The 15,774-nt window shown below is 61.6% G+C and carries 14 protein-coding genes and 1 other RNA gene; 5 read left to right on the top strand and 10 right to left on the bottom strand.

The window, feature by feature from the left end; translation table 11 throughout:
- Nucleotides 1–125: 125 nt before the first annotated feature.
- The 8 genes from cmk to gyrA all read right to left on the bottom strand — a co-directional run bounded on the left by cmk (nt 126) and on the right by gyrA (nt 10,290).
- The gene (cmk, locus tag AC57B1_RS34895; protein ID WP_496419982.1) at nt 126–812 is read right to left on the bottom strand and encodes a (d)CMP kinase; all 687 of its coding nucleotides are present in this window, start codon (nt 810–812) and stop codon (nt 126–128) included.
- A 35-nt stretch (nt 813–847) separates the two neighbouring features.
- The gene (gene aroA / locus AC57B1_RS34890; RefSeq protein WP_408354766.1) at nt 848–2,152 is read right to left on the bottom strand and encodes a 3-phosphoshikimate 1-carboxyvinyltransferase; all 1,305 of its coding nucleotides are present in this window, start codon (nt 2,150–2,152) and stop codon (nt 848–850) included.
- A gap of 19 nt (nt 2,153–2,171) precedes the next feature.
- Nucleotides 2,172–3,113 carry a prephenate dehydrogenase gene (locus AC57B1_RS34885; RefSeq protein ID WP_496419981.1) on the bottom strand — a complete coding sequence of 314 codons (942 nt, stop codon included), beginning with the start codon at nt 3,111–3,113 and terminating at the stop codon, nt 2,172–2,174.
- A 52-nt stretch (nt 3,114–3,165) separates the two neighbouring features.
- On the bottom strand, nt 3,166–4,278 hold the full coding sequence (gene hisC / locus AC57B1_RS34880; protein ID WP_091800077.1) for a histidinol-phosphate transaminase: 1,113 nt from the start codon (nt 4,276–4,278) through the stop codon (nt 3,166–3,168).
- A 78-nt stretch (nt 4,279–4,356) separates the two neighbouring features.
- Entirely contained in the window at nt 4,357–5,439 is a 1,083-nt protein-coding gene (gene pheA / locus AC57B1_RS34875) for a prephenate dehydratase (RefSeq protein ID WP_408354757.1), read from the bottom strand.
- A 70-nt stretch (nt 5,440–5,509) separates the two neighbouring features.
- Nucleotides 5,510–6,592 carry a 3-phosphoserine/phosphohydroxythreonine transaminase gene (serC, locus tag AC57B1_RS34870; RefSeq protein WP_496419980.1) on the bottom strand — a complete coding sequence of 361 codons (1,083 nt, stop codon included), beginning with the start codon at nt 6,590–6,592 and terminating at the stop codon, nt 5,510–5,512.
- A gap of 323 nt (nt 6,593–6,915) precedes the next feature.
- Entirely contained in the window at nt 6,916–7,518 is a 603-nt protein-coding gene (locus tag AC57B1_RS34865) for a DUF2059 domain-containing protein (protein WP_007180881.1), read from the bottom strand.
- 123 nt (nt 7,519–7,641) lie between these two features.
- Nucleotides 7,642–10,290: a DNA gyrase subunit A gene (gyrA, locus tag AC57B1_RS34860; protein ID WP_408185325.1), complete on the bottom strand. Its 2,649-nt coding sequence runs from the start codon at nt 10,288–10,290 to the stop codon at nt 7,642–7,644.
- Between the two features lie 486 nt (nt 10,291–10,776).
- Here gyrA and ompA point away from each other — a divergent pair, with 486 nt between their 5' ends.
- The 5 genes from ompA to AC57B1_RS34835 all read left to right on the top strand — a co-directional run bounded on the left by ompA (nt 10,777) and on the right by AC57B1_RS34835 (nt 14,152).
- Nucleotides 10,777–11,424, top strand: coding sequence for an outer membrane protein OmpA (gene ompA / locus AC57B1_RS34855; protein ID WP_028200089.1), 648 nt, complete (start codon nt 10,777–10,779; stop codon nt 11,422–11,424).
- 194 nt (nt 11,425–11,618) lie between these two features.
- Nucleotides 11,619–12,317 (top strand): bifunctional 2-polyprenyl-6-hydroxyphenol methylase/3-demethylubiquinol 3-O-methyltransferase UbiG, encoded by a 699-nt coding sequence (gene ubiG / locus AC57B1_RS34850; RefSeq protein WP_408296433.1) that lies wholly within the window; start codon nt 11,619–11,621, stop codon nt 12,315–12,317.
- A 30-nt stretch (nt 12,318–12,347) separates the two neighbouring features.
- Nucleotides 12,348–13,061, top strand: a complete 714-nt coding sequence (gph, locus tag AC57B1_RS34845; RefSeq protein WP_091800066.1) for a phosphoglycolate phosphatase — start codon at nt 12,348–12,350, stop codon at nt 13,059–13,061.
- Nucleotides 13,062–13,185: 124 nt separating this feature from the next.
- Nucleotides 13,186–13,555, top strand: a transfer-messenger RNA (tmRNA) gene (ssrA, locus tag AC57B1_RS34840).
- 237 nt (nt 13,556–13,792) lie between these two features.
- On the top strand, nt 13,793–14,152 hold the full coding sequence (locus AC57B1_RS34835) for a COG4315 family predicted lipoprotein (protein ID WP_408185327.1): 360 nt from the start codon (nt 13,793–13,795) through the stop codon (nt 14,150–14,152).
- 128 nt (nt 14,153–14,280) lie between these two features.
- Here the strand turns inward: AC57B1_RS34835 and AC57B1_RS34830 are convergent, their stop codons facing one another.
- Both AC57B1_RS34830 and AC57B1_RS34825 read right to left on the bottom strand, forming a co-directional pair.
- Nucleotides 14,281–14,547, bottom strand: a complete 267-nt coding sequence (locus AC57B1_RS34830) for a hypothetical protein (RefSeq protein ID WP_408354748.1) — start codon at nt 14,545–14,547, stop codon at nt 14,281–14,283.
- A gap of 108 nt (nt 14,548–14,655) precedes the next feature.
- Complete coding sequence (locus tag AC57B1_RS34825) at nt 14,656–15,735, bottom strand: substrate-binding domain-containing protein (protein ID WP_091800021.1); 1,080 nt, start codon at nt 15,733–15,735, stop codon at nt 14,656–14,658.
- Nucleotides 15,736–15,774: the final 39 nt, after the last annotated feature.

Below are 15,774 nucleotides of genomic sequence, written 5' to 3'. Positions count from 1 at the left end.
TAACGGCTAGTGTGCGAATGCCACGCGGGGTTAAAGGGTTAATACAAGCTTCGCGACGATCGCGAAACACCTACTGACAACGGACTTCTACTGCGCCCACACCTGAAGCACAACTCGTACTTTCATCAGGCATGCGGGACTAAAGCTTCATACCATTGCACCACCTGCTCGACCGCCTGGTCGACCGACAATGCGGAGGTATCAAGCAGCTTTGCATCCGCTGCAGGCTTGAGTGGCGCGGCTACGCGCTGACTGTCACGCTCGTCGCGCTCACGCAAATCCCGGAGCAAGTCATCTATATTAGCAGAAAATCCTTTTTGGATCAATTGCTTATGCCGGCGCGCCGCGCGGGCCTCCACGCTGGCGGTCATGAACACCTTCAGCACGGCGTCCTGGAAGATCACGGTGCCCATGTCGCGGCCGTCGGCAACCAGCCCCGGTTCCTTACGAAAAGCCCGCTGGCGCGCCACCAGCGCGGCACGCACCGGCGCGTGCACAGCGATCGCCGAGGCGCGGCTGCCGACTTCCTCGGCGCGAATCTCGGCCGATACATCGACACCGTCGAGCTGCGCCAGCCCTTCGCGAAAAGTGATATGCAGATCGTCGATCAGCTTCGTCAACGCGTCGGCATCGTGTTCCGCAATGTTATAGCGCAGGCTGGCAAGCGCGGCGAGACGGTACAGCGCGCCGCTGTCCAGCAAGTGGAAGCCGAGGCTCGCGGCAACCAGCGCGGCCACGGTGCCTTTGCCGGAGGCACTCGGGCCGTCGATCGTAATGACGGGCGTCTGGTGAAAGGGACGGGTCGGTTTCATCGAAAAAGTCGCACGTCGGTCGATTCGGGGTCGAATCAGGGTTGAGCAAGCGCAATAAAGCGCTCGAAATAATCGGGAAAGGTCTTGCCGACGCACTTCGGGTCGTTGATCCGCACCGGCACGCCGCCGAGACTCACCAGCGAAAAGCACATGGCCATGCGGTGATCATCGTAGGTATCGATGGCGGCGTTTGGAATCAGCTTTTCAGGCGGTTCGATGACGATGAAGTCCTCGCCTTCCTGCACTTTGGCGCCGACCTTGCGCAGTTCGGTCGCCATCGCGGCGAGCCGGTCGGTTTCCTTCACGCGCCAGCTGGCGATATTGCGCAGCGTGGTCGCGCCGTCGGCGAACAGGGCCGCGACGGCAATCGTCATGGCAGCGTCGGGAATCAGATTGCAGTCCATGTCGATCGGCTCGAGCTTGCCGTTGTCGTGACCGACGCCGCGCACTTCGATCCAGTCGTCGCCCATCTGCAGGTTCGCGCCCATCTTGATCAGCGCATCGGCAAAGCCGACGTCGCCCTGAATGCTCGCGCGGCCAACGCCCTCCACTCTCAACGGCCCGCCGCCGAGGGCGCCGGCCGCGAGAAAGTACGAAGCGGACGACGCATCGCCCTCCACCATGATCGTGCCCGGCGACTGATACCGCTGCCCCGCCGGCACGATGAACTGATGCCAGCCATTGCGCTCGACCTTGATGCCGAAGCGCTCCATCAGCTTGATGGTGATCTCGATGTACGGCTTCGAGATCAGTTCGCCGTCCACCTGCACGGTGCTCACGCCGCTTTCGGTGCGCAGCAGCGGCAGCGTCATGAGAAGCGAGGTCAGGAACTGGCTCGACACGTCGCCACGCACGGTGATCGGCGCGTCGGCGTTGATCTGCCCGGGGCGAATCCGCAGCGGCGGATAGCCTTCGTTCTCTTCGTAATCGATCTTCGCGCCGAGCTGGCGCAGGCCGTCGACCAGATCGCCGATCGGCCGTTCGTGCATGCGCGGCACGCCGTGAATTCGATAGTCGCCACCATTGACCGCCAGCGCCGCCGTCAGCGGACGCACTGCCGTGCCGGCGTTGCCGAGAAACAGGTCGGCCGTGCGCGCCGTGAATGCGCCGCGCGTGCCCGCCACGACGCAGGTGTCGCCGTCGCGCTTCAGACGCACGCCGAGTTTTTCGAGCGCGTCGAGCATCACGCGGGTGTCGTCGGAGTCGAGCAGGTTCGTGATCGTCGTTTCGCCTTCGGCGAGCGCCGCGAGCAGCAGCACCCGGTTCGAGATGCTCTTCGAACCTGGCAGACGAATCGTGCCGGACGCGCGGGAGAACGGTCCGAGATCGAGGAATTCCATGATTGAGTCCAGTTTCCGGTTATTTCGACGCGTCGCTATTGGCGACGCCGGCAGCGCGCTGTTCCTGCCATTCGGTACGCGCCACGCGCGAGCGCGCGAACACGCTTTCGAGGGCGGCGCCGTCAGCGGCTTCGATCGCCGCGCGCAGGCGCGCGAGCACGGCCGTATAGGCGTCGAGTTCGTCGAGCAGCGCAACGCGATTGGCCACGCACACGTCGCGCCACATTTCCGGGCTCGACGCGGCAATCCGCGTGAAGTCGCGGAAACCGCCCGCCGCGAACGAGAATTTCAGCGCGGCATCGGGCGAATTGAGAATCTGCTCGACCAGCGCGAACGAGAGCACGTGCGGCAAATGGCTGACCGACGCGAACACGCGGTCGTGCTGCTCAGGTGTCATATTGCGCACCAGCGCGCCGGTGGCCCGCCACATGGCCGCGACGCGCTCCACGTCTGCCGACGCGTTCTCAGGCAGCGGGCACAACACGACATTGCGGCCCACATACAAGTCAGGCAACGCGGCATCCACGCCGCTTGCCTCGCGGCCGGCAATCGGATGCCCCGGCACGAACTGGCCGATACGCGCGCCAAGCGCCGCACGGGCAGCAGCGACCACGTCCGACTTGGTGCTGCCGGCGTCGGTGACGATCGTGGCAGCATCGAGAAATGGGGCGATGCGCTCGAGCAGCGGCTGCGTTTGCGCGACCGGCGCGGCCAGCAGCACGAAGTCGGCGCCGGACAACGCTTCTCGCAGTGAAGTGTCATCATTTAGCGCCGCCGAGCCGTCGATCACGCTCAGTTCCAGCGCACGCTCGGTCGACGCAGACGAACGTCCGACACCAATCACCTTGCGCGCACCCTCGGTCTCGTCCCGCTCGCGCAACGCGCGCGCGAGCGATCCGCCGATCAGGCCGACACCGAAAATTACCAGCTTGTTAAAAGAAAACGCGGCCACGTCGGTCACAAATTGAGCGCGCCTGTCGTGCCGACGAGGCGCGCGGGTCAAGGGTTACCGCTTAAGCGGTGGCGAGCGTTTTTTCGAGCGCCGCGATGAATGCTTCATTTTCTTCCGGCAGGCCGATCGTGATGCGCAGCCATTGCGGCAAACCGTAGTTGCCGACCGGACGCACGATCACGCCCTGCTTCAGCAACGCCAGGTTGACGCGATTGCCGGCTGCGTCGTCGTTGCCGACACGCACCAGCACGAAGTTGCCATCCGACGGCACATATTCCAGACCGAGCTTGTCGAACGCTTCGGTCAGACGGCGATAGCCTTGCGCGTTCAACGCGGCGCTCTTTTCCAGAAACGCCTTGTCATTCAGTGCAGCGATCGCCGCGGCTTGCGCCAGCGTGTTCACATTGAACGGCTGACGCAGACGATTCAGCAGGTCGGTCAACTCGGGCTGTGCGATCGCGAAACCCACGCGCAAACCCGCCAGGCCGAACGCCTTCGAAAACGTGCGCGACACCAGCAAATTCGGATAGCGGCGCACCCACGCGATCGAGTCATAGCGCTTTTCTTCCGGCAGATACTCCGTGTACGCCTCGTCGAGCACCACGACCACGTTGCGCGGCACCTTGTCGAGAAACGCCTCGAGCTTCGCGCCTTCGATGAACGTGCCGGTCGGGTTGTTCGGGTTGGCGACGAAGATCAGGCGCGTGTCGTCGGTGATCGCGGCGAGCATCGCGTCGAGATCGTGACCGTATTTGACGGCCGGCACGACGATCGCACGAGCACCCAAGCCTTGCGTCGCCAACGCGTAAACCGCGAACGAGTACTGTGCATAGACGATCGACTGGCCTTTTTCCACAAAGGCATGCGCCGCAATTTCGAGGATGTCGTTACTGCCGTTGCCAAGCGTGATCCAGTCCGCCGGCACGCCATAGCGCTCGCTCAGCGCAGTTTTCAACTCGAACGCATTGGCATCCGGGTAGCGGCCCAGTTCGCTGGCGGCCTGCGCCATAGCACGCTGCGCCGACTCCGGCATGCCGAGCGGATTCTCGTTCGATGCGAGTTTCACGATGGTCGCTTCGTCCAGACCGAACTCGCGGGCCACTTCCGAAATCGGTTTGCCCGCAATGTAAGGCGCAATAGCGCGAACGTAGGAAGGACCGAAAGACGCTGTCATGAGACTCTCCGAACGACTATGAGTAATTGAATGTGCGGCTGGCGCGCCCGGATGCTGCGGACCGCCGCTTGAGTAGCTTCAGCGGGCGCGCGGATACGAGCCCAGAATTTTCAGGAATGCAGCCTTCTCGCCGAGTTCGGCGAGCGCGGCAGCAACCGCCGGATCGTCGCGATGACCTTCAACGTCGATATAGAAGTAGTACTCCCACGTGCCGACGCGCGCCGGTCGCGATTCGAAGCGCGTCATCGATACGCTGTGACGCGCTAGCGGCTCCAGCAGCTTGAACACGGCGCCGGGCTCGTTCTGCACGGAAACGATCAGCGAAGTCTGGTCGTGTCCGCTCGGGCCGGCGGGCTGCTTGCCGATCATCACGAAGCGCGTGCGGTTGTGCGGATCGTCCTGGATCAGCGCATACGCTACCTGCAGGCCGTAGTGAGTCGCAGCGCGATCGCCGGCGATGGCCGCCACGGTCGGATCTTCAGCGGCCATGCGGGCCGCTTCCGCGTTGCTCGACACCGCCTGGCGCTCCAGATGCGGCGCGTTGGTCGACAGCCAGCGCTGGCATTGGGCGAGCGCTTGTGCATGCGCGCACACACGCGTCACGCCGGAGAGATCGCCGTTTAGCGTCAACAAATTATGATGGATCGGCAAAGCCAGTTCGCCGCCGATCGTGAGTTGCGTTTGCAGCAGCAGATCCAGCGTGCGCGACACCGCGCCTTCGGTCGAATTCTCGACCGGCACGACGCCGAATTCCGCGGCGCCCGCTTCGACCGAGCGAAACACTTCGTCGATCGACGGACACGGCAAGCCTTCGATCGACTGACCGAAGTACTCGTGCATCGCCTGCTCGCTGTAGGTGCCGACCGGGCCGAGGTAAGCGGCCTTGATGGTCTTCTCGAGCGCGCGGCTCGCGGCCATGATCTCGCGCCAGATCGCACTGATATGCTCGCTCGCGAGTGGCCCTTCGCTCATGTCCTGCAGACGCGCGATCACCTGCTGTTCGCGCTCGGGCCGAAACACCGGCGCGTTGAAATGCTTCTTGACTTCGCCCACCTCGAGCGCCACCGCGGCGCGTTGATTGAGGAGCGCGATCAACTGCGCGTCGAGTGCGTCGATGCGTTCGCGAAGAGGCTTGAGTCGGGTATTGAGTTCGTCGTCCATGCGTGAAAACGGCCCTGCCGGTAGCTGCTGCACAAATGCGTGCTGGAAAGGATGCGCGCGCCCTGATGACTCAGGCGCTGCGCTGTTCGAATTCCTTCATGTATTCGACAAGCGCTTTGACGCCCTCGAGCGGGACGGCGTTATAAATCGACGCCCGCATGCCGCCGACGGACTTGTGGCCCTTTAGCTGCACCATTCCCCGCGCTTTCGCGCCGGCCAGGAAATCTTCGTTGCGGGACTCGTCGGCGAGGAAGAACGGGACGTTCATCCGCGAACGCGAGCCACGTTCGACCTTGTTCAGATAGAAGCTGCTCGAGTCGATCGCGTCGTACAGCAACTTCGACTTTTCGAGATTACGTGCTTCCATCGCGGCAAGGCCGCCCTGCTTCTTCAACCACTTGAACACCAGCCCGGCGATGTAGATCGCATAAGTGGGCGGTGTGTTGTACATCGAATTGTTCTCGGCGACGGTCATCCATTCGAACGCCGACGGGCAGATCGGCAGCGCACGATCCAGCATGTCTTCGCGCACGACCACCACCGTCACGCCGGCCATACCGATGTTCTTCTGCGCGCCGCCGAACAGCACGCCGTATTTGGCGATGTCCATGGGACGCGACAGGATATGCGACGAGGCGTCGGCCACCAGCGGAATATCGCCGAGATCGGGAATCTCGAACGTCTCGACGCCGTGGATCGTCTCGTTCGTGCATAAATGCACGTAAGCCGGGTCGTCCGACAGTTGCCATTCGGAGCGCGCGGGCGCGCGGGTAAAACCCTCAGCCGTCTGGCCGCTCGCCGCCAGATGCACGGTGCCGTACTTCTGCGCTTCCTTGAACGACTTCTGCGACCACGAACCCGTCACGACGAAATCCGCGCGCGGCTTCGCGCCCATCAGATTCATCGGCACGATGGCGTTCTCGCCGAGACCGCCGCCTTGCAGGAACAGAATGCGATGGCTCGCCGGCACCTCGAGCAGGTCGCGCAGATCGACGAGCGCTTCCTCGTGGATCGACATGAACTCTTTCCCGCGATGGCTCATTTCCATCACGCTCATGCCGCTGCCTTGCCAATCGAGCATTTCGTCGGCGGCTTGACGCAGCACTTCTTCGGGCATGGCCGCAGGGCCGGCGGAGAAATTAAAGACGCGCATCGTGAGATCCTGGAAGCAGGCGCGAAAAACGAAGATCGCGCAAAAATCGGCGACGTTGGCAGCCGGGCCGGCAATGACCGTCAACTGACAACGTGATTTTGCCGGCGCAATTTTCTGACGCGGGTTTCAGGCCGCGGGTTGCAGACCGCGGGCTTCAGACCATTTCGCGCCAAAAAAGAAAATGGCCGTCTGCGCGTGTGCGCAAACGGCCATTATCGCATTGTCACCGCCAAGCCGCCAAACCCCGTGCGCCATCCAGTCTATGAGGCGGCCCCACCGGGAGGCGGCTGGCGCGATATCAGCGCAGCCTTTCGACCTTGAGCTTACTTGGCCGGCTTGACCGACGCGACTTCCTTGTCGGCCTGGTCACGCGTTGCCTTGATCGATTGCGGCATGTACTTTTGCATCAAGCCGTTCACGACGTCGCGGCCAACCTGGTCTTGCACCTGGATGAACTTGCGGCCGGTCGGGCTCTTGTAGAACGTCGTCAGATCCTTGATTTCCGACGTGCTGTAGTACTTCGCGTACGCGTCGTACTGAGCTTGCATAGCGTCCTGACGGAACGAGTCCGTTGCGAACACCTGGCCTGCGCCGTCAACCAGCTTCGGCACTGCGTTCTTTTGCAGCGTCGGGACGGAAGCCTGCTTCTGCTTGTCCGTCATCGTCTTGTTTTCGCTCAGTGCGTCCGACAGGATTGCCGGAACCAGCTGCTTGGCTTGCATCTGGGCGCTGTTGCCGATCGCGCCGACGAGCTTTTGCGCGTCGATGGCGTCCAACAGGTCCTTGATTGCAGCCTGCTTGGCCGGATCAACCGGTGCCGCGGCAGCAGCCGGAGCCGCCGGAGCCGGGCTCTGAAGCGCTTGAGCCATAGCGAAGGTCGGCACGAGGGCAGCCAGCAACATCAGTTGTTTGAATCGTTTTTGCATCATTACTCCCTAATAGAAATGAACTTGAACAGCAAGCTGCGCGGGACACGTATCAGCCCGACACGCCATTATTCCCGGCGCAGCTTTCAACCAATCACTGAGACTGTAAGACGCAGACACGAATCAGGCAGCACCGCCCGGTTCGCCGCCGTTGTCACCCGCGCTGTCACCTTCGGCGGGACCTTCGACGTCGCCCTCCGCATCACCCTCTGCTTCCGCCTCAGCAACCTGTTGCAGACCTGAAAGCTTGGTCCCTTCGTCAAGGCTGATGAGTGTAACACCTTGGGTTGCACGTCCCATTTCCCGAATTTCCGACACTCGCGTACGGATTAGCACCCCGGTATTGGTGATCAGCATGATCTGCGCCTCCTGATCCACCAGCGTGGCGGCGACGACCTTGCCGTTGCGCTCCGAGGTCTGGATTGCGATCATGCCCTTCGTACCGCGGCCATGACGGGTGTATTCGATGATCGGCGTACGCTTGCCGAAACCGTTTTCCGTCGCGGTAAGCACCGACTGCTGCTCGTCGCCCGCCACCAGCAACGCGATCACGCTCTGACCGTCTTCGAGCTGCATGCCGCGCACGCCGCGCGCTTCGCGGCCCATCGGACGCACGTCGTTCTCGTCGAAGCGAACCGCCTTGCCCGAATCCGAGAACAGCATGACATCGTGCTGGCCGTCGGTAATGGCGGCGCCGATCAGGTAATCGCCGTCATCCAGACCGACCGCAATAATACCTTTGCGCAACACACGCCCAAAGGCTTCCAGCGGCGTCTTTTTTACCGTTCCTAACGCGGTGCCCATGAAGACGAATTTGTCAGCCGAGAATTCCTTGACCGGCAAGACAACCGTAATCTTTTCGCCTTCCTGAAGCGGGAAGATATTGATGATTGGACGGCCCCGCGAGTTCCGCGAACCTTGCGGCACTTCATAGACCTTCACGCTGTAGACGCGACCGCGATTCGAGAAGCACAGAATGTGATCGTGCGTGTTCGCGATGAACAGCGTGTCGATCCAGTCGTCTTCCTTCATCGCCGTGGCCTGTTTGCCACGACCACCGCGTTTCTGCGCGCTGTATTCGGACAACGGCTGCGATTTCACGTAGCCGGCGTGCGACATGGTCACGACCATTTCTTGCGGCGTGATCAGATCTTCCGTATTCAGTTCGGTTGCGTTCAGCTCGATCTTCGAGCGGCGCGCGTCGCCAAATTCGGCTTTGATCGACGTGAGTTCGTCGACGATGATCGCCGTAATGCGCTCCGGACGAGCCAGAATGTCCAGCAGGTCAGCGATTTGCGCCATGACTTCGCGGTACTCGCCGATGATCTTGTCCTGCTCCAGGCCGGTCAGGCGCTGCAGACGCATCTGCAGAATTTCCTGAGCCTGAGTGTCGGACAGACGGTAGAGGCCGTCGGATTGCATGCCGAACGACGGATTCAAACCGTCAGGACGGTAGGCTTCGCGACCACCCGCCGTCGCATTTTCCGTCTCGGCGCGGGACAACATTTCGCGCACCAGCGAGGAATCCCACGGACGCGCCATCAATTCCTGCTTGGCGATCGGCGGAGTCGGCGCGGCTTTGATGATCGCGATGAACTCGTCGATGTTGGCGAGTGCAACCGCCAGACCTTCGAGCACGTGGCCGCGTTCACGCGCCTTGCGCAGTTCGTATACAGTGCGCCGCGTCAGCACTTCCCGGCGATGCGACAGGAAGCACGACAGCATTTCCTTCAGGTTCAGCAGCTTCGGCTGGCCGTCGACCAGCGCGACCATGTTCATGCCGAAGGTGTCCTGAAGCTGGGTCGCCTTGTACAGATTGTTCAGAACGACTTCCGGCACTTCGCCGCGCTTGAGTTCGATCACGACGCGCATGCCGCTCTTGTCGGACTCGTCGCGAATGTCGGAAATGCCCTCGAGCTTTTTCTCGTTGACCAGTTCGGCGATGCGCTCCAGAAGTGAGCGCTTGTTCACCTGATACGGCAATTCGTCGACGATGATCGACATGCGCTGACCGCGGTCGATTTCCTCGAAGTGCGTGAGCGCGCGCATCACCACGCGGCCGCGGCCGGTGCGATAGCCGTCGCGCACGCCGGCCACGCCGTAGATGATGCCGGCGGTCGGGAAGTCGGGCGCCGGAATGATCTCGATCAGCTCGTCGATCGTGGATTCCGGGTTCTTGAGCAGATGCTGGCACGCGTCGACAACCTCATTGAGGTTGTGCGGCGGGATGTTGGTCGCCATGCCGACCGCGATGCCGGACGAACCATTGATCAGCAGATTGGGAATACGCGCCGGCAGGATGGCCGGTTCGTTTTCGCTGCCGTCGTAGTTCGGCGTGAAGTCGACCGTTTCCTTGTCGATGTCGGCCAGCAGTTCGTGGCCGATCTTCGCCATACGGATTTCGGTGTAACGCATGGCCGCGGCATTGTCGCCGTCGACCGAACCGAAGTTGCCCTGGCCGTCGACCAGCATGTAGCGCAGGGAGAAGTCCTGCGCCATCCGGACGATGGTGTCGTATACAGCCGTGTCGCCGTGCGGGTGATATTTACCGATAACGTCGCCGACGATACGCGCGGACTTCTTGTAAGCCCGGTTCCAGTCGTTGTTCAGTTCGTGCATCGCGTACAGCACGCGCCGGTGCACCGGCTTCAGGCCATCGCGAACATCGGGAAGCGCACGCCCTACGATCACGCTCATCGCGTAATCGAGATACGAACGGCGCATTTCCTCCTCTAGGGAGATTGGCAGAGTCTCTTTGGCGAATTGATCCATTATCCGTATCTTTTACGTGCCAAGACGACGGCTTAACTGCAATTCGCCGCGTCTTCGCGTAAGCATTGCAGACGCAACGCATCACGCGATTCTAACATGCCGCGAATCCGCTCCCGACGAAGGTACGTATACCTATTAGGCAGTGAACGCGAAGCCCACCTCGACGCTCCATTTTTGAGAGAGAGCAGGCTCGATTCGTGCGTGGGGCAATTCGCCGCTGAGCCATGACTGGCGGCCCCTCCGGGCGATTACTTCTGTTGCGCATGCACCACAATTGGAGGGGGATTTGATGGGGGGCAGATTTTTTTATCGTTGGAAGGGAACGATATGGCAAAATGCCAACGCACAAAGAGTTAGACACTGCTCGAAGTCTACACAGCACGTTTTTTGTTCTACACCGATGTTATACTTCGAGCAATGTATGACTTGTCTTCGTCAACAGGCTCGCAGTAAACCTGCGGTAATCTCAATTTCGAGAGGAGAAATATGAATAAACTTTCAAAGCTCGCGTTCATTGCAGCTACCGCAGTTATGGCTGCATCCGCCATGGCGCAATCGGTGCCGGCGTCGCGACAAGCCACGAACGACAACTGGGTGAATGGTACCGGCGAATACGTGTGGATGAACGGCACGAACGAGCTTTGCTGGCGCGATGCATTCTGGACGCCGGCAACGGCCAACGCAAAGTGCGATGGCGCCCTGGTTGCCCAGGCTCCGACCCCGCCGGCTCCGGTCGCACCTGCACCGGCTATCACGAGCCAAAAGATTACGTATCAAGCTGACGCTCTGTTCGACTTCGACAAGGCAATCCTGAAGCCGGCTGGCAAGGAAAAGCTGGACGATCTGGCATCGAAGATCGGCGCGCTGAACCTGGAAGTCGTCGTCGCAACGGGTTACACGGACCGCATCGGTTCGGACAAGTACAACGACCGTCTGTCGCTGCGCCGCGCTCAAGCTGTGAAGGCATACCTGGTCAGCAAGGGCATCGAATCCAACCGTATCTACACGGAAGGCAAGGGCAAGCGCAACCCGGTCACGACCGGTTGCAACCAGAAGAACCACAAGCAACTCATCGCCTGCCTCGCACCGGATCGTCGCGTGGAAGTCGAAGTTGTCGGTACTTCGAAGCAATAAGCTGCGCGTTACCGCAGTATCAAAGCCCCGCTTCGGCGGGGCTTTTTTTATGTCCGGCCGCCTGCTCGCCTCCGTCTGCGCGCACCCGGCCGAACCTCGACGGGGCGGCATTTTGCCGCCTCGTCCCTCGACCTATATACTCCGGGTTTATCCTCGAGCGCCCGCTCACCGCTTTCTTCGAGGCAGCTTCCGCCATGACCAACGCCGATCCCCACGAACTGCAGAAATTTAGCGACCTTGCACATCGTTGGTGGGACCCGAATGCCGAATTCAAGCCGCTGCACGAGCTCAATCCGATCCGCCTGAACTGGATCGATGCGCACGCGCATCTTGCCGGCAAAACCGTGCTCGATATCGGCTGTGGCGGCGGCATTTTGTCCGAGTCGATGGCCGGCCTGGGCGCGCACGTCAAGGGAATCGACCTGTCGACCCAGGCGTTGGGCGTGGCAGACCTTCACAGCCTTGAAAGCGGTGTAACCGTCGATTACGAAGAAATCGCCGCTGAGGCGCTCGCCGCCCGCGAACCGGGCAAGTACGACGTCGTCACCTGCATGGAAATGCTGGAGCACGTGCCTCAGCCCGCCGCCATCGTCGAAGCGTGCAAGACGCTGGTGAAACCGGGCGGCTGGGTGTTCTTTTCCACACTGAACCGCAACGTGAAGTCGTACCTGTTCGCCGTGATCGGCGCCGAGTACATCGCGCGCATGCTGCCCAAGGGCACGCACGACTACGCGCGCTTCATTCGCCCTTCGGAGTTGGCGAGCTTCGTGCGCGCTGCCAACCTGCGCACGGCCGATATCAAAGGCATCGTCTATAACCCGCTCAGCAAGCATTTCACGCTGTCCGCCGACACGAGTGTGAACTACATGCTCGCCTGCCGGCGCGACGTCTGATCCGCCCCGACCTGCCGGACCTACGAATCAATGAGCGATCCCACACCCCTGCCCCAACGCGAAGACAACGAAGACGCACTTGGTCTTTGCATGGCTGTGCTGTTCGACCTCGACGGCACGCTAGCCGACACGGCGCCCGACCTCGCGGCTGCCGTCAACAAGATGCGCCACGATCGCGGGCTCGAGATGGTACCGCTCGAAGATCTGCGCCCACTGGCGTCTGCGGGCGCGCGCGGGCTGATCGGTGGGGCGTTCGGGATCGGCCCCGAACATCATGAGTTCGCGTCGCTGCGCGAGGAATTCCTCGCCAACTACGAAGCGGACCTGTGTATCGAGACCACGCTGTTTCCGGGCATTCCGGAAATTCTCGACGAACTCGACGCCCGTGGCGTGCTCTGGGGCATCGTCACCAACAAGGTTGCGAGGCTCACCGAACCGCTGATCGCGCAACTGGGACTGGAAGAGCGCGCCGGCTGCATCGTCAGCGGCGACACGACTCCCCATTCGAAACCGCACCCGGCACCTTTGCTGCACGCTGCGCGGGAACTGGACGTGGTGCCCGAACGCGTCGTCTACGTTGGCGACGATCTGCGCGACGTGCAGGCGGGTTTCGCCGCCGGCATGAGGACCATCGCGGCGGCGTACGGCTACTGTGGCAACGATATTCCGCCGACACAATGGCACGCGCAGCACGTTGTCCAATCGCCGGCTGAATTGCAGAGACTATTGCGTGACCTCGGCTGAAGCATGGCCTCCCGGCCCGATCAAGCCCGGCCGCCATCGCGCCCGCCACGTCAATGAGTCAGGACGTGGCCGTCAATCTATTGTAAAATCTACGCTGGCTCATATATTTTGAGCAACGAACCGCGGGGGCGACCTGGTTTCGACAGGGGTTGCGAAGCGGCTAGGGCATGTCGAGGACCCGTCACCTCGTTAATCAATGGGAAAAACGTAACTGCAAACGACGATACGTTCGCACTGGCAGCCTAAGGGCCGCCGTCCTCTGCCTAGTTTACTGACGGGCTAGAGTCGCAAGACCGGTAGCAATACCGACAGAGGTCATATACGTCAGTTAAGCCTTGGTGGTGTCACGACATCCGGGTCGAAAATCTAGTGAATCGCCGTAGTGCAGCGTGTTCGTCCGCGTCGCTGCGGTTAAATCAAATGACAGAACTAAACATGTAGAACTGGTCGTAGAGTGCTTCTGGACGCGGGTTCGATTCCCGCCGCCTCCACCAGAACACGTTTCAGGCAGTACATTCAAGTCTCACCGAAAACCCGTAAGCGGCCTGCTGCTTGCGGGTTTTTTGTTGCCCGCCGCGTCCGTCCTGCTCGTCTGGTTCGCCCCCCTTGCCGCTCCCGCTCCCCATGCGAAGAAACGTTTGGAATAAACGCATCCGCTCGATCGTTTATTCCTCACGCGCGCGCACGCCGCGTTTCGCGCGAAACCAACACCAAGATCAGGAGCCGACATCATGCGCAAAACCCTTTTCTGCCTCGCCCTCCTCGCACTGCAACAAAGCGCTTTTGCCGAAGCGCCAAAAGTCGTCGACGGGCGTTTCGTCACGGCGGACGGCATGACGCTCTACACCTTCGACAAAGACACCACGCCCGGCGTGAGCACCTGCACTGGCGGCTGCCTGAACAATTGGCCGGCAGCCACGGCCAGCGCGTCGGACAAACCGTCCGGCGAGTGGACGCTAATTGCCGCCGCCGACGGCAAACACCAATGGGCGTACAAAGGCCACCCGCTCTATCGCTTCGCGGCGGACAAGCAGGCGGGAGATATGAAGGGAGACGGCTTCAAGGACATGTGGCACACGGCCAAACCCTGAACATCCGCCACAGGGTGAAGGCAAAGGCAACGGCAACCGCAACGCCGGGCTAAACCTGAACCTCGAGACCCATCGAAAGACGCCGGCAGAACGCCGGCGTTGCACAACCAACGGACTCGCGAATCCGCTTATTCGTCTTTAGGACACTGCAGATTGCAGCCATTCGGATCACCCATATCGCCGCGCTTGCGCATGGCCGATTTTTTACCGCTCTGATATTTGTCCGAGGGCGCCGACGCGGCAAACGGCATTTGCGGATGCTCGGCAAGACGAAACTGGTCTTGCAGGATACCGCCCGGAACACCCGGCGAATTCTGCGCAACAGCAACCGAAGCGGTGGCGAGCAGCACACCAGCCGTTGCCACGGCAGCACATGCGTGAAAAATAACGTTCATAGAGATCGGCGCGACATAACGCGCGGTTAAGGCGGAAGCGGAAGCTTAAAGAGTATCCCAAACGGACGCCATACGCAGCGCCGAACACAGCCCGATGTTTACGGCGGCTTACGCCACGGCTTCGCCGAGACCCTCTTCCAGTTCCACCACCCTGCCGCAGTCTTGCGGGTCGTAGCCTTCGAGCTGATCGACGCTATGACGAAACGCGCTGCCGCGCAGCAGACCGATCACGGTCGCAAGCGGCGCACGCTCGAGGCGCGCGCGGTCGCAGGCAAAGTAATAGTCTTCGTCGACGACCGGGATGAAGTCGAGGCCGAAGTGATGCGCTGCGGGCTCCACGCCAAAGCCCACATCCGCCATGCCGCTCGCAACGAACGCCGCAATCGCCGAATGCGTGAGTTCGGCCGACGCATAACCATTCACCCGATCCGGATCCACCCCGACGTTGCGTAGTGCGAGATCCAGCAGCATGCGCGTGCCGGAGCCGGGCTGCCGGTTGACGAAGCGAATGTCGTCGCGCGCCAGATCGCCCAGGCCCGTGATGCCGCGCGGATTGCCCTTGCTCAAAAAGAGCCCCTGCTTGCGTCGAGTGAGATGCACGAGCACGTGACGCTGCGGATCGAGCCAGCGCCGGTACGCATCGGCACATGCCGCGCGAAACTCACCGCGCGGCACATGGAAGCCGGCCAGATCGCATTCGCCGCGCGCCAGCGCGCTCACCGCATCCGCGCTGTCGCGATACTTGATGTCGACCGGAAGATCGTTCGCGACCAGCGCCGTGACGAGTGCGGCCACGGCATAACCATGCGACGCGAAGATGCGCACGTCGTCGGCGGGCGGCGCGAGCCAGCGGTTCAGATCGCTCGCCACTTCGCTGGCAAGCGCCTGCATGTTGCCATCGAGCCTTTCGCCGCACAGACGCTGCGCACGCAATACGGCTTGCCCAAGTTCGGATAGCACCGAGCCGCGGCCGCGCTCCTTGGCGATCAGCGGACCGCCCAAACGCTCCTCGATGCTGCGCAGCAAACCCCACGCATGGCGGTAGGACAAACCCTTAAGCGTCGCCGCCTGCGCGATGCTGCCGGACTCGTCCACCAGCGCGAGCAACGGCACGACGTCCGACAGGCTTGCCTCGCGGCCATCCGGGCCCTTCACCACCAACTGCGCCTGGCACTCGATTCTGATCATATATGTTCAACTCTTTCCTATTGCGCCAGCCGAATCAGC

This window comes from Paraburkholderia sp. BGA-UO-ETr-F21 (assembly GCF_059567925.1).
The sequence above is the reverse complement of the archived record's forward strand: the minus strand, read 5'-3'. Positions and strand labels throughout refer to the sequence as shown.

What these genes read in the sequence shown, in the direction of transcription:
- cmk (WP_496419982.1), bottom strand. Translation starts at nt 812, where the DNA reads ATGAAACCGACCCGTCCCTTTCACCAGACGCCCGTCATTACGATCGAC.
- aroA (WP_408354766.1), bottom strand. Translation starts at nt 2,152, where the DNA reads ATGGAATTCCTCGATCTCGGACCGTTCTCCCGCGCGTCCGGCACGATT.
- hisC (WP_091800077.1), bottom strand. Translation starts at nt 4,278, where the DNA reads ATGACAGCGTCTTTCGGTCCTTCCTACGTTCGCGCTATTGCGCCTTAC.
- pheA (WP_408354757.1), bottom strand. Translation starts at nt 5,439, where the DNA reads ATGGACGACGAACTCAATACCCGACTCAAGCCTCTTCGCGAACGCATC.
- serC (WP_496419980.1), bottom strand. Translation starts at nt 6,592, where the DNA reads ATGCGCGTCTTTAATTTCTCCGCCGGCCCTGCGGCCATGCCCGAAGAA.
- AC57B1_RS34865 (WP_007180881.1), bottom strand. Translation starts at nt 7,518, where the DNA reads ATGCAAAAACGATTCAAACAACTGATGTTGCTGGCTGCCCTCGTGCCG.
- gyrA (WP_408185325.1), bottom strand. Translation starts at nt 10,290, where the DNA reads ATGGATCAATTCGCCAAAGAGACTCTGCCAATCTCCCTAGAGGAGGAA.
- ompA (WP_028200089.1), top strand. Translation starts at nt 10,777, where the DNA reads ATGAATAAACTTTCAAAGCTCGCGTTCATTGCAGCTACCGCAGTTATG.
- ubiG (WP_408296433.1), top strand. Translation starts at nt 11,619, where the DNA reads ATGACCAACGCCGATCCCCACGAACTGCAGAAATTTAGCGACCTTGCA.
- gph (WP_091800066.1), top strand. Translation starts at nt 12,348, where the DNA reads ATGAGCGATCCCACACCCCTGCCCCAACGCGAAGACAACGAAGACGCA.
- AC57B1_RS34835 (WP_408185327.1), top strand. Translation starts at nt 13,793, where the DNA reads ATGCGCAAAACCCTTTTCTGCCTCGCCCTCCTCGCACTGCAACAAAGC.
- AC57B1_RS34830 (WP_408354748.1), bottom strand. Translation starts at nt 14,547, where the DNA reads ATGAACGTTATTTTTCACGCATGTGCTGCCGTGGCAACGGCTGGTGTG.
- AC57B1_RS34825 (WP_091800021.1), bottom strand. Translation starts at nt 15,735, where the DNA reads ATGATCAGAATCGAGTGCCAGGCGCAGTTGGTGGTGAAGGGCCCGGAT.